The following is a 12,669-nucleotide window of genomic DNA, read 5'->3' as shown; positions in this document are numbered from 1 at the left end:
CGCCGGCCGCTTCGCGGTCCTTGACTCGGCACCCGATCGAGAAAGATTTCGCCTGTATCGGGGCGGCGGCGAGGGAGTGGCGCGGAGTTACGTTGCTTGTTCGCTGACTGCGTAACTTGGGTCTGACCTGCTTAAATAGGTCGCGCTGCGATGATCGTGCGCATATAATAATGCCTATGTACGAGACCATCGACCACCTCCTCGCTGGACCGCCTCCGGGCGCGTCCGAGGCTGAACTGGTCGACTGGATCGGCCGTCTCGAAGAGATCAAGTGCACCGCCGAGGCGGTCCAAGCCGAAGCGGCAGTACGACTCGACGAAGCCGTCCGGGCACGCCAATCCGAGGCCGGGGTACCTGCCCGCAAGCTCGGCGAAGGGGTCGCCTCCCAGATCGCTCTCGCGCGGCGGGTCTCGCCCGAGAAGGGCGCCAAGCTGCTCGGACTGGCGAAGATCCTGACCACCGAGATGCCCCACACCTTCGCGCTGATGAAGGCGGGTCGGTTCTCCCAATGGCAGGCCACCATCCTCGCCCGCGAGACCGCATGCTTGTCGTTGGAGGACCGCCGGGTCATCGACCACGAGCTCTGCGCCACTGGCCCTGGCGGCGAGCCCGCTCGTGCGGTGTCGATGGGGCTACGACAGCTCGAGAACGCAGCCAAGAAACTCGCCATCACCCTCGACCAAGCATCCGTCGTCGCCCGCGCCGCCAACGCCGTGAAAGACCGCCGCGTCAGCCTCCGCCCTGCCCCGGACACGATGACGTGGTTGGGTGCCCTGCTCCCGGTCAAGGACGGCGTCGCGGTCTTCGCCGCCCTGGACCAGGCGGCCAAGGCTGCCCACGCAGCCGGCGATGAACGCAGCCGGGGTCAGGTCATGGCCGACACCCTCGTCGACCGGATCACCGGCCGCAGCACCACCGGCGCCAAGCCTCGCATCGAGGTCAAGATCGTGATGACCGCAGACTCCCTCACCAGCGACGCCGATCAACCCGCCATGGTGGAAGGCTACGGCCCCGTCCCCGCCGCCTGGGCCCGAGAAGCACTTGACGATGCCGAGGTCTTCGTCCGGCGCCTGCTCACCGATCCCGCCGGGCAGCTGGTCGCGATGGAGTCCCGCTCCAGGAAGGCACCCGACGGGCTGGCCGAGTTCATCACCACCCGTGACGGCGGGATCTGCCGCACCAACGGCTGTGACGCCCCGATCCGCAACATCGACCACGTCCAACGCCACGCAGACGGGGGCGCGACGAGATCCGAGAACCTGCAAGGTCTGTGTGAGAGGTGCAATCAAGCCAAAGAGGCGCTCGGCTGGCAGACCAGACCCGGACCCGACGGCACCATCATCACCATCACACCCACGGGCCATACGTATGTCAGCCCGCCACCCGACACCTGGTCACCGGAGCCACCAACCTGGTCTCGAGCCGAGTTCGGGCTACGCGACGTACTCCTTGAACACACCCTCGCAGCCTGAGGCCCGGGCTCGAGAACTTACTTCGGATCGGTGCTTGACCTTGACGCTACGTCAGGGCTGCACGCTTCTTTCACGGCCCCAAACAGGAGCCACCAACCGATCCAAAGGAGCACCACCATGAACAACCTGCTCAGCCGCCTCGTCGGTGACAAGAAGGACTGGAAGCGCATGGAAGCCCGTGCCGCCGAACTGCCCGCCGACTACCGCACCGTCTATGGCGAGATGAAGAGCTACATGTGGCGCTTCACCGCCGGCGATGGCATGGACATCGTCGCCATCCTCCGCGAGATCCTCGACCTGTTCGAGACCGAGGCCGCGGCGGGGCGTTCGGTCATCGAGGTCACCGGGACTGACCTGGCTGCCTTCTGCGACGCACGGCTGCCCGAGCAGCACGACGCCTACCGCGCCAAGCTCCGCGCCAACCTCAACGAGGTCGCCCAGAAGCTCGCATGAGCCCGGCGATGCTCCCCCACGTCCCCTGTCGCGAGCCGAGAAGGCAGCTCGCGGCAGGGGATACGTACTTCGCGGGTCGAAATGTCGGGATAAGACTGTGGTTCGCCTCTTCCGCATGGTCCACTGTGACGCACGTCTCTTCGGGCCGTCCGTGGTGGCGGCCCCGCATGCTGGAGGAACACAGTGAACGACTCGGCCCTACTCTCGGTCGGCCTCCCCATCGCCTTGGCCATCATCATGTTCGGCCTGGGCCTGAGCCTGACCCCGGGAGACTTCCGTCGGGTCGTACGCACCCCGCGAGCCGTCTTCGTCGCGCTCACGCTCCAGATCGTGGTTCTGCCGATGATCGCGTTCGGACTCGTCGTGGCCGCGGACGTGGATCCGCTGATCGCTGTGGGGGTCATGCTGCTGGCCGCGTCGCCGGGCGGGACGACGGCGAACCTGTTCAGCCACCTGTTCCACGGCGACGTCGCGCTCAACGTGACGCTGACGGCGGTCAACTCGGTGCTCGCGGCGGTCTCGATCCCGTTGATCACCAACGCCGCGATCAGCTACTTCGACGCCGGCGACACCCTGGGGCTGCAGTTCGGCAAGGTCCTCCAGGTCATCGCGATCGTGCTGGTTCCGGTCGGCATCGGGATGCTGGTGCGGAGCCGGTCAGCGACGTTCGCCGCACGCGCGGATCGTCCGGTGCGGATCTTCTCGATCGTCGTGCTTGTCATGGTCTCCGTCGGCGCGATCCTCGGGGAGCGGGAGAACATCGCCGACTACCTCCGCGAGATCGGCGTGGTCGTGACGCTGTTCTGCTGCGCGAGCCTCTGCCTCGGCTACCTCGGCGCTCGGGTGTTCAAGCTCGGCCAGGCGCAGGCGATCGCCACCTCGATGGAGGTCGGGATCCACAACACCACCGTGGCCCTCACCATCGCGCTCAGCGTGCTCGACAACACCACCGTCGCGATCCCGGCCGCGGTCTACAGCATCGTGATGTACGTCCTCGCCACCGCCTTCGGCTTCCTCATCACCCGTTCGCGAGTGGCGCGGCCCGCCGCGCCGCACGACGTCACCACCTGACCCGCGCATCGCATCCTCGGCATCGCCTCGACGCGGGAACGAGTACCAGGCTCCGACCGCGCCGAGGGCGAGCAGGAACAGGCAGACCAGCGTGAAGGCCGCGTTGACCGCATCGACGCCGTCGGCCGGGACCTTGGCGGCGAGCACCGCCTCACCGAGCCCGGGCGGCAGGATCACGGCGAGGAGCGTGAGGGCGACGGCGAGGCTGAGCACGTTGCCGGTGTTCTGCAGCATCAGCCGCGTCGCGTTGACGACGCCCAGCGCGTCCTCGGGTGCGCGCTCCAGGAGGACCGTGGCGTTGGTGCCGATGAACAGGCCCGTCGCCAGGCCGACGATCGCGAGCGTCCCCATCACCATCCAGGTCAGCTCGAGATGGATCGCGAGCGCCACCAGGGCGACGCCGCACGTGCCCACCACCGATCCGCGGAACATGATCTGATGCGGCGTCCAGCGGCGAGAGAGCCAACCGAGGGTCAGTGAGGCGCTGATCATCCCGACCGGCATCGGGAGCAGCATCATCCCCGCCGTCCCCGGGGCGACGCCGACGACGCTCTGGAAGTAGAGGCTGGCCAGCACGATCAGCGGAAACCTTCCGGCACCCGTGAAGAAGCCGGCAAGGAAGAGCTTCCCGACGCGGCGCATGACGGTGATGTCGAGCACCGGCGCCGACGCCCGCCGTTCGACGAAAAGCAGGACCGGGACCAGGACGACCGATCCGAGGACGCATCCGATGACCAGGGGATGCAGCCACCCGAGGTCGGTCAGCGACGTGATCCCGAGGGTCAGCATGACCACGCCGACCATGATCACCAGGTTGCCGGGGAGGTCGAGACCGCCGGCGCGCTTGACCACCACAGGGCGCGGCAGCAGCACATGTCCCGCAACCAGCGCGATCAGGCAGACCGGCACGTTGAACCAGAACACCCACTGCCAGCCGACGTGGTCGACGATCAGCCCGCCGACCGTCGGCCCGACCAGGTTGGCGGTGGGGAACGAGGCGGCGTACAGGCCCATAGCGCCTCCCAGGGAGGAGCGCGGAAAGGCTTGATGGATGAGGGTGGCGCCGTTGCCGATGAGCACCGCGCCGCCGATGGCGGCGACCACCCGGAGCCCGATGAGCACCTCGACGTTCGGAGCGAAGCCGGCCAGCAGGCTCGCGAGCGAGAAGAGGACCAGCCCGCCCAGGTAGAGGCTCCGCTGTCCCCAGACGTCACTGAGGCGGCCGAAGAGGAGCAGGCAGGCGGTGTTGGCGACCATGTAGGAGAGCAGGAGCCAGCTTCCCTCCGCCGAGCTCACCTCGAACTCCCGGCTCAGCGTCGGCAGCGCGACGTTGAGAGAGCTCGCATTGAGCGCCATCACCGCGCTGACCAGGCAGACCACGATCAAGGTGGAACGCGCAGCACCCGTCACTTCGGTGGGTTCGGACTCGCTCATTCCACCTCCTGCGCCGTCCGAGACGGCGCCACCTGCGTCGTACGCCACGGCACGACCCTGCGCCGGACGAGGTGTCGCGAGAAGAAAGTCCGATATCCGGATTGTGACCCTTGACACACTCGTTTGGCGACCCAATGATGAATCTCATCCTAGAGCGGGATTCTAGATTGAGCCACCAACATCGGCGACCGACAGCCGGTCGCGGACACGAACGGGAGGGTCCGATATGAGAGCACCAACTGGGTCCGCGAATGAGCCGCTTCTGCGCATCGAGGACCTCCACGTGGAGTTTCGGACCGGGGGCGGCACGGTCGAGGCGCTCAACGCCGTCGACCTCTGGATCGATGCGGGCGAGACCGTCGCCGTCGTCGGTGAGTCCGGCTCCGGCAAGAGCGTCACGGCGCTCGCCGTGCTCGGCCTGCTGGGCAACGGGCGGGTCAGCGGCGGCCGGATCACCTGGGACGGCAGGGACATCACCGGAGCCGACAACCGCGACATGCGCGCCGTGCGGGGCAAGGACATCTCGGTGATCTTCCAGGACCCGATGACCTCTCTCGATCCCCTCTTCACGATCGGGCACCAGCTCGTCGAGGCCTACCGGATCCACCACGACGTCTCGAAGCGGAGGGCCCGCGAGCGCGCGGTCGAGCTGCTGGACCTCGTCGGCATCCCCGAGCCCGAGACCAAGTTCAAGGCGTACCCCCACCAGCTCTCGGGCGGTCAGCGGCAGCGGGTCATGATCGCCGGTGCGCTGGCCTGCGACCCGCGCCTGCTCATCGCCGACGAGCCGACCACCGCCCTCGACGTCACCGTCGAGGCCCAGGTCCTGGCGCTGATCCGCGACCTCCAGGACCGGACCGGGGTCGGGCTGATGCTGATCACCCACGACATGGGTGTGGTCGCCGAGATGGCCGACCGGGTGGTCGTCTTCTACGCCGGGCAGGTCGTCGAGACCGGCACCGCCGACGAGATCCTCGACCGACCACAGCACCCCTACACCCAGGCGCTGCTCGATGCGATCCCGCGGCGCGACACCCCGCGCGATGAGGAGATGCCGGCGATCCCGGGCGCCGTGCCTGCCCTCAACGAGATGCCCAGCGGCTGCCGCTTCGTCACCCGCTGCTCCGAGGCCGGCCCCGAGTGCGACGCGCCCCAGCCGCTGCGCGATGTCGCCGGCCGACAGGTCCGCTGCTGGCGTCCGGACGAGGAGCGCGGTGCCCTCGCGCCGATGGCGGAGGTGGCCCGATGATCGTCCCCGGCGCCGCTCCCCTCGTCGAAGCACACGATCTCGTCAAGCACTTCGGCGACGGCAAGGGCCTGTTCACCCCGAACCGCCCACCCGTACGCGCCGTCGACGGCGTCTCCCTGACCATCAAGCGCGGCGAGACCCTCGGCCTGGTCGGTGAGTCGGGCTCCGGCAAGTCGACGCTCGGGCGGTTGATCCTCCGGCTGATCGAGCCGACCAGCGGCTCGGTCACCTTCGACGGTCAAGACATCGCCACGCTCTCGAAGAGCAGGCTCACGCAGCTCCGCAAGCGGATGCAGCTCGTCTTCCAGGACCCGTTCAGCTCGTTCAATCCCCGGATGACCATCGCGCAGGTGCTGACCGAGCCGATGGTGGTCCACGGCATGGGCGACAGGGCGGGCCGGATCAAACGCGCCAAGGAGCTGCTCGACCTGGTCGGTCTCCCCTCGTTCGCGCTCGAGCGCTACCCCCACCAGTTCTCGGGCGGCCAGGCGCAGCGCATCGGGATCGCCCGGGCCCTCGCCACCGACCCCGACCTCATCGTCTGCGACGAGGCGGTCAGCGCACTCGACGTCTCCGTCCAGGCGCAGGTGCTCAACCTGCTCAAGGAGGTCCAGCGCGAGCTCGGGCTCTCCTATCTCTTCATCGCGCACGACCTCAACGTGGTGCGCTACATCTCCGACCGCGTCTGCGTGATGTACCTCGGCAAGCTCGCCGAGGTGGCCCACGCCGACGACATCAGCGAGCGGCCGAGACATCCCTACTCACAGGCACTGATGGCGTCGATCCCCTCCCCCGATGCCCATCACCAGCTGCGTACGCCGCTCGCCGGCGAGATCCCCAGCCCGCGTCGGCCACCGTCGGGCTGCCGGTTCCACCCACGCTGCAGCCAGAGCGTCGACGGCTGCGACCGAGACGAGCCGGAGCTGCTGACCATCGGCAGCTCGAGCGACGCCCGCAGCGTCGCCTGCCACCTCTTCGACCCCACTTCCGCGAGGTGATCGCATGCTTCTCTACGCCGGACGACGCCTGACCTACGGCCTGCTCGTGCTCGCCCTGGTCGCCACTCTGGTCTTCCTCATCATCCGACTGATCCCCGGCGACGCCGTCCGGCTCCAGCTGGCCGACGCGCCCGGTGTCACCCAGGCCCAGATCGACCAGCGCACCGCCGAGCTCGGCCTGGACGAGCCGATCCTGACCCAGTTCGGCCACTTCGTGGGCGGGCTGGTCCAAGGCGATCTGGGCGACTCGTTCGACGACGAGCGGCCCGTCACGACCAAGATCCTCGAGCGCCTTCCCGCCACCCTCGAGCTCGGTCTGCTGGCCATCCTCTTCGGGATCCTTCTCGGGGTGCCGTTCGGCATGCTCTCGGCGATCCGCCATCACAGCGTCGTCGACAACGTCATGCGCTTCCTGGCGGTCATCGGCATGTCGCTGCCGAACTTCTGGCTGGCGCTCCTCCTGATCACCTTCCTGGCCCTGTGGTTCGGCTGGTCCCCACCACTGGTGTACGCCTCCCCCACCGAGGATCTCGGCCAGAACCTCATCCACATGGCGCTCCCGGCGATCGCCCTGGGCGCCGCGACCATGGCGAGCATCGCCCGGATGCTGCGCTCCTCGCTGCTGGAGGTGCTCGGCTCGAACTTCATCCGGACCATCCGCTCCCGCGGCGCGTCCGAGCGCGTCGTCGTCCTCAAGCACGCCGGCCGCAGCTCGCTGATCCCGGTCTTCACCGTGCTCGGTCTGCAGGTCGGTCACATCCTGGGCGGCACCGTCATCCTCGAACGGATCTTCGCCATCCCGGGGATGGGATCGCTGATCTTCGAGGCGGTCGGGCAGCGCGACTACCCGGTCATCCTCGGCTGCGTCATCTTCTACGGCGCCATCTTCATCCTCGTCAACGTCGTGGTCGACCTGCTCTACGCGGTCATCGACCCGCGGATCCGTTACGAAGGAGCCTCCGCATGAGCATCGCCATCTCCGGAACCGCGCGCGCAGCCCGCCGACCACGATCCCGCAGCGGTCTGGTCCGGTTCACCAGGGAGCAACCCCTCGGCGCCATCGCGCTCTTCCTGATCACGCTCTTCGTCGTGGTCGCCGTGCTGGCACCCTGGATCGCCCCGTACGACCCGCTCGCCCAGGACCGGGTCAACATCCTGACCGCTCCGGGGGTCGGCGGCCATCTCGCCGGCACCGACGAGCTCGGCCGGGACGTCTTGAGCCGGTCGCTCTACGGGGCCCGGACCTCCCTGCTGATCGCGGTCGCCACGCTCGCTCTCGGCGGCGCGATCGGCCTGGTCGTCGGTGTCGTGTCGGGCTACTTCGGTGGCACCTGGATCGACTCCGTGCTCCAGCGCATCATGGACGCACTGATGGCGATCCCCTCGATCGTGCTGCTGCTGTTCGTGGCCGCCCTGCTCGGGCCGAGCGTACGCAACACCGTGATCGCCCTCAGCCTGCTGGTGATCCCGTCGATCAACCGCGTCGCCCGCGGCGAGATGCTCCGCATCCGCGAGGAGCCGTACGTCGAGGCCGCCCGCTCGGTCGGCTGCGGCACCCCGCGGATCCTGCTCCGCTATGGGCTGCCCAACCTGATGGCCCCGCTCTTCGTGATGGGCTCGCTGCTCTTCGCGGTCATCCTCATCGCCGAGTCCGCGCTCAGCTTCCTGGGCATCGGCACCCCGCCACCGACACCCTCGTGGGGCCGGATGCTGAGCGAGGGCCGCAGCCAGCTCGAGATCGCCCCGTGGATGACCGTCGTCCCCGGCCTGATCCTCTCCGTGTCCGTCCTGGCGTTCAACCTGCTCGGCGACGCCATGCGCGACTTCCTCGACCCCAAACAGCGCCGCTAGCCCCATCCCACCCAAGGAGTCCGTGATGTCCCACCCCATGCTTCGCCTCACGAGATCACAGGTCCGGACCGCCGGAGCGGTCGCGGCCGCTGCCTGCCTCGCCCTGACCGCCGCCTGCGGCACGGGCGGAACCGCCGCCGGGAAAGGCAAGATCGTCGAGGACGCCGGGCCGCCCCAGGACGGCGGCATCCTGCACACCGCGGCCACCGCCGACGCGCCTTCGCTGGACATCCAGAAGGAGGCGTCCTACATGACCCATGTCGCGGTCGGAACGGTCTACAGCCGGCTGGTCGCACCGAAGACCGGCAAGGACGTCGAGTACGGCTCGAGCGAGCTCGAGGGCGACCTGGCCGAGAAGTGGTCGAAATCGGAGGACCTGAAGACCTGGACCTTCAACCTCCGTCAGGGCGTCAAGTTCCACGACAAGCCGCCGGTCAACGGGCGCGAGTTCACCTCGGCCGACGTCAAGTGCACGGTCGACCGGATCAAGTCCCTGCCCGGCCACCAGCTCGGTCTGGTCGCCGGCGTCACCAAGTTGGAGACCCCCGACCCGTACACCGTGGTCTTCACGCTCGGGTCGGCGAACACCGCCTTCGACCAGACGATGGCCAACCCGTTCATGGCGATCCTCCCCTGCGAGGGCACCAAGGGCGAGTTCAACCTGGCCGAGGAGGCGATCGGTACCGGCCCGTTCGTGCTGAAGAGCTGGAAGCGCGACCAGGAGCGGGTGATGGAGAAGAACCCCGACTACTTCATCGAGGGCCTCCCCCACCTCGACGGAATCCAGACCACCGTGCTCCCCGACGCCCAGGCGCAGATCGCCGCGCTGCGCAGCGGCAAGCTCGACATGATCTCCTCGCTCTCCACCGAGAAACGCCAGGTCGACCAGCTCCTCAGCCAGATCGACGGGCTGCAGCTGCGTACGGAGAAGGGGATCACCCAGACCCGGGTCTTCATGAACGCCCAGGAGGGGCCGTTCAGCAAGGTCGAGGTCCGCCGCGCGGTCGCGCACGCGATCGACAAGGAGGGGATGATCAAGGCCCTCCGCTCGGGCGGGTCGCTCACCGGTCCCATCTCGCCGACCCTCTTCGGGGCACTGCCCCAGGACGAGGTCGACGGGCTGCTGGAGTACGACCCCGAGAAGGCCAAGAAGCTCCTGGCCGACGCCGGCTACCCCAACGGCTTCTCGGCCGAGCTGGTCGCCACCGACGGCTACGGCGAGACCATCCTGCGCGAGGCCCAGTGGGTCCAGGAGGACCTCTCCAAGATCGGCATCAAGCTGACCATCGACCAGCAGGACTACGCCACCTACGTCAGCTCGACCTGGCCGGAGACCAAGTACGACATCATGTACGGCCTGCAGACCCCGATGCTGACGGCGGACGAGTACCTCACCTCGGAGTACACCAGCACCGGCACGCGCAACTGGTCGAAGGTCGACGACCCGGAGCTCGACGAGATGGTCGCCGCCCAGCGCGTCATCACCGACGAGGCGCAGCGGGAGAAGGCGCTGCAGGACATCGAGCGCTACATCATGGAGAACGTCTCCACCCCGCTGCCGCTCTACGCCTACGACACCCAGACGCTCTACTCGGGCAAGGTCCACGACTACCACCCGCACCCGGACTACAGCTCCCGCGAGCTCCAGAACGTCTGGATGGAGCAGGAGTGAGCAGCGGCCCTCCCGTCCAGAACGAGTACCGTCGGGACGACTCCTGCCGCATCGACGCGATCTGGGACGTCGGCGGGGCACCGCCGCGACCCGAGGAGCCGGTGGAGGTCACCGATGGCGTCCACCTGCTGCTCGCGCCGAACGCCAACCACTGGACGTACGAGGGCACCAACACCTGGATCGTCGTCGGGGAAGGTCGGGCGGTGGTCATCGACCCCGGTCCGACCGACCCCGACCACCTGGACCGGATCGACGAGGTGGTGCGCGGGGCCGGCGCCCGCGTCGAGACGATCCTCCTCAGCCACCATCACGGCGACCACTCCCAAGCCGCCCATGCGGTGGCCGAGCGATGGCAGGCGCCGATCAGGCCACGGATCCAGCACGGGATCATCCCGGACGGGACCCGGATCGACCTGGGCCGGCGCACCGAGATCCGCACTCTCACCACTCCCGGGCACACCTCCGACGGGGTGAGCTTCTCGCTCGGCGACCGCCGCGTGATGCTCACCGGGGACACCGTGCTGGCCCGGTTCAACCCCTACATCTCGCACCCCGACGGCACCATCGCGGACATGCTCGGCTCGATGGCCCGGATAGCCGGCCTGGTCGACGACGACTGGACCCTCCTGCCGGGACACGGGCCGGCGGTACGCGAGCCCACGACGTACCTGCGGGCGCGGATCGCCGACAGGCAGCGCCGGATCGACCAGGTCGCCGGCCTGCTGGCCGACGGCGTCGCCCGCGATCAGGTGACCGACCACGTCTACGCCAAGGTCGACGACCAGCGTCGTCCGGCCGCCCGGGCCTCGGTCGAGGCCATCCTCCACTACCTCGACACTCGCGCCCTCGGGAAGCGGGAGAAAGGCAGCACCGTATGAGTACGACCAACCCCGAGGTCTCTCCGGAGGCGCGGTTCGCGCCACGGGCGACCCCGGAGACCCAGCCCTACTGGGACGCCACCGCGGCCGGCAGGCTCGACCTGCCGAGGTGCCGCCCCTGCGACCAGGTCTTCTTCTACCCACGCTCCTCGTGCCCGCGGTGCGGCTCCACCGACCTCGAGTGGGTCACCTGCTCCGGCAAGGGGCGGCTGCACACGTACGTCGTCTCCCACCGTCCCGCGCCAGGCTTCCCGGTGCCGACCGTGATCGCCGTGGTCGAGCTCGACGAGGGCCCGCGGATGATGACCAACCTGGTCGAGGCCGACCCGGACGCGCTCGAGCTCGACATGCCGGTGGAGGTGCGCTTCGAGCAGCGCACCGGCGTCGCCGTGCCCGTCTTCGCCCCGGTGAAGGAGAACGCCCGATGAGCCGCGACGTCGTCATCATGGGTGCCGCCGAGACCGACATCGGCAAGCTGCCCACCACCTCGACCCTCGAGCTGCACGTCGAGGGCGCCCGCCGGGCCCTCGCGGACGCGAACCTGACCAAGGACCAGGTCGACGGCATCGCCTCGGTCTCGATCCCCGGCCCGATCCAGGTCGCCCACAGCCTGGGGATCACCCCGACCTATGTCGACGGCACCGGCGTCGGCGGCTCCTCGTTCCTCTTCCACGTACGTCACGCGACGGCGGCGATCAAGGCGGGCTACGCCGACGTGGTGCTGGTGACTCACGGCGAGTCCGGCCGGTCCCGGGTGGGCGCGCCGATGCACCCGCGCGCCAACGACTCGGTGATGGCGCAGTTCGAGATGCCGTACGGGATCACCGGTCCGCCGACCAGCTTCACCGTGCCTGCCCGACGGTTCCTGCACGAGACCGACAACACTCTCGAGCAGCTCGCCGAGGTCGCGGTCGCCCAGCGGCGCTGGGCCTCCCGCAACCCTCGGGCCATGTTCCGGGAGGAGGTCAGCGTCGACGACGTCCTCGGCGCCAAGATGATCGCCGACCCGTTCACCCTGCTGATGTGCTGCCTGGTGACCGACGGCGGTGGCGCGCTGGTCGTCGCCTCCCGCGAGTTCGCCGAGGCGCACGGGAGCGACAAGCCGCTGGTCCACATCCTCGGCACCGGCGAGGCGGCCACCACACCGCTGATCTCGCAGATGGAGGACATGACCCGCTGCAAGCAGTTCACGCTGTCCAGCCAGGCGGCGTTCAAGGAGTCGGGCACCTCCCCCTCCGACATCGATCACCTGATGATCTACGACGCCTTCGCGCACGTCCCGCTCTACGGCTTGGAGGACATGGGCTTCGTCGGCCGCGGGGAGTCGGGTGCGTTCGTCGCCGACGGGCACACCTCCCCCGGCGGACGCCTGCCGATGAACACCAACGGCGGCGGCCTGTCCTACACCCACACCGGCATGTACGGGATGTTCGCGATCCAGGAGTCCGTACGCCAGCTGCGCGGCGAGGCCGCCGCGCAGGTCGACGGGGTCGGCACCAGCCTGGTGCTCGGCAACGGCGGCATGTTCATGAGCGCGGCGACCCTGATCCTCGCCAACCAGCGCTGACCCCACCACCCGAAGGAGCAGACC

11 protein-coding genes and 1 pseudogene are annotated in these 12,669 nt (G+C 68.6%); 11 read left to right on the top strand and 1 reads right to left on the bottom strand.

Annotated features, from left to right (window positions below):
* The first annotated feature begins 176 nt into the window (after positions 1-176).
* From ABZY89_RS05185 to ABZY89_RS05175, 3 genes are all read left to right on the top strand, one after another.
* Positions 177-1,472, top strand: coding sequence for a DUF222 domain-containing protein (locus ABZY89_RS05185; RefSeq protein ID WP_355225190.1), 1,296 nt, complete (start codon positions 177-179; stop codon positions 1,470-1,472).
* Positions 1,473-1,589: 117 nt separating this feature from the next.
* Entirely contained in the window at positions 1,590-1,925 is a 336-nt protein-coding gene (locus ABZY89_RS05180) for a DUF1048 domain-containing protein (protein ID WP_355225188.1), read from the top strand.
* 183 nt (positions 1,926-2,108) lie between these two features.
* Positions 2,109-2,996 carry a bile acid:sodium symporter family protein gene (locus ABZY89_RS05175; RefSeq protein WP_355225186.1) on the top strand — a complete coding sequence of 296 codons (888 nt, stop codon included), beginning with the start codon at positions 2,109-2,111 and terminating at the stop codon, positions 2,994-2,996.
* Between the two features lie 219 nt (positions 2,997-3,215).
* Here ABZY89_RS05175 and ABZY89_RS05170 read toward each other — a convergent pair.
* Positions 3,216-4,430, bottom strand: a pseudogene (locus ABZY89_RS05170) (MFS transporter); the annotation flags it as partial.
* A 283-nt stretch (positions 4,431-4,713) separates the two neighbouring features.
* Between ABZY89_RS05170 and ABZY89_RS05165 the strand changes: the two are divergent.
* The 8 genes from ABZY89_RS05165 to ABZY89_RS05130 are packed head-to-tail and all read left to right on the top strand — an operon-like array spanning position 4,714 to position 12,645.
* Entirely contained in the window at positions 4,714-5,679 is a 966-nt protein-coding gene (locus ABZY89_RS05165) for an ABC transporter ATP-binding protein (RefSeq protein WP_355225185.1), read from the top strand.
* Positions 5,676-6,677: an ABC transporter ATP-binding protein gene (locus tag ABZY89_RS05160; RefSeq protein ID WP_355225183.1), complete on the top strand. Its 1,002-nt coding sequence runs from the start codon at positions 5,676-5,678 to the stop codon at positions 6,675-6,677. The genes ABZY89_RS05165 and ABZY89_RS05160 overlap by 4 nt, the downstream gene beginning before the upstream one ends.
* A 4-nt stretch (positions 6,678-6,681) precedes the next feature.
* Positions 6,682-7,644: an ABC transporter permease gene (locus ABZY89_RS05155; RefSeq protein WP_355225181.1), complete on the top strand. Its 963-nt coding sequence runs from the start codon at positions 6,682-6,684 to the stop codon at positions 7,642-7,644.
* Positions 7,641-8,528 (top strand): ABC transporter permease, encoded by an 888-nt coding sequence (locus ABZY89_RS05150; RefSeq protein WP_355225179.1) that lies wholly within the window; start codon positions 7,641-7,643, stop codon positions 8,526-8,528. The genes ABZY89_RS05155 and ABZY89_RS05150 overlap by 4 nt, the downstream gene beginning before the upstream one ends.
* Positions 8,529-8,553: 25 nt before the next feature.
* Positions 8,554-10,200, top strand: a complete 1,647-nt coding sequence (locus ABZY89_RS05145) for an ABC transporter substrate-binding protein (protein ID WP_355225177.1) — start codon at positions 8,554-8,556, stop codon at positions 10,198-10,200.
* Entirely contained in the window at positions 10,197-11,078 is an 882-nt protein-coding gene (locus ABZY89_RS05140; protein WP_355225175.1) for an MBL fold metallo-hydrolase, read from the top strand. Before ABZY89_RS05145 ends, ABZY89_RS05140 begins: the two co-directional genes overlap by 4 nt.
* Entirely contained in the window at positions 11,075-11,506 is a 432-nt protein-coding gene (locus ABZY89_RS05135) for a Zn-ribbon domain-containing OB-fold protein (protein ID WP_355225173.1), read from the top strand. Before ABZY89_RS05140 ends, ABZY89_RS05135 begins: the two co-directional genes overlap by 4 nt.
* On the top strand, positions 11,503-12,645 hold the full coding sequence (locus tag ABZY89_RS05130; protein ID WP_355225171.1) for a thiolase: 1,143 nt from the start codon (positions 11,503-11,505) through the stop codon (positions 12,643-12,645). The genes ABZY89_RS05135 and ABZY89_RS05130 overlap by 4 nt, the downstream gene beginning before the upstream one ends.
* Positions 12,646-12,669 lie beyond the last annotated feature (24 nt).

The organism is Nocardioides sp. NPDC006303, from assembly GCF_040613175.1.
Classification (GTDB): Bacteria; Actinomycetota; Actinomycetes; order Propionibacteriales; family Nocardioidaceae; genus Nocardioides.
Note: the sequence above shows the minus strand (reverse complement) of the source record. Positions and strands in the feature narration are given on the sequence as shown.

Bases quoted from the DNA above. Each gene is read 5' to 3' on its own strand.
- ABZY89_RS05180 (WP_355225188.1), top strand. From the start codon at position 1,590: ATGAACAACCTGCTCAGCCGCCTCGTCGGTGACAAGAAGGACTGGAAG.
- ABZY89_RS05185 (WP_355225190.1), top strand. From the start codon at position 177: ATGTACGAGACCATCGACCACCTCCTCGCTGGACCGCCTCCGGGCGCG.
- ABZY89_RS05130 (WP_355225171.1), top strand. From the start codon at position 11,503: ATGAGCCGCGACGTCGTCATCATGGGTGCCGCCGAGACCGACATCGGC.
- ABZY89_RS05155 (WP_355225181.1), top strand. From the start codon at position 6,682: ATGCTTCTCTACGCCGGACGACGCCTGACCTACGGCCTGCTCGTGCTC.
- ABZY89_RS05145 (WP_355225177.1), top strand. From the start codon at position 8,554: ATGTCCCACCCCATGCTTCGCCTCACGAGATCACAGGTCCGGACCGCC.
- ABZY89_RS05150 (WP_355225179.1), top strand. From the start codon at position 7,641: ATGAGCATCGCCATCTCCGGAACCGCGCGCGCAGCCCGCCGACCACGA.
- ABZY89_RS05160 (WP_355225183.1), top strand. From the start codon at position 5,676: ATGATCGTCCCCGGCGCCGCTCCCCTCGTCGAAGCACACGATCTCGTC.
- ABZY89_RS05135 (WP_355225173.1), top strand. From the start codon at position 11,075: ATGAGTACGACCAACCCCGAGGTCTCTCCGGAGGCGCGGTTCGCGCCA.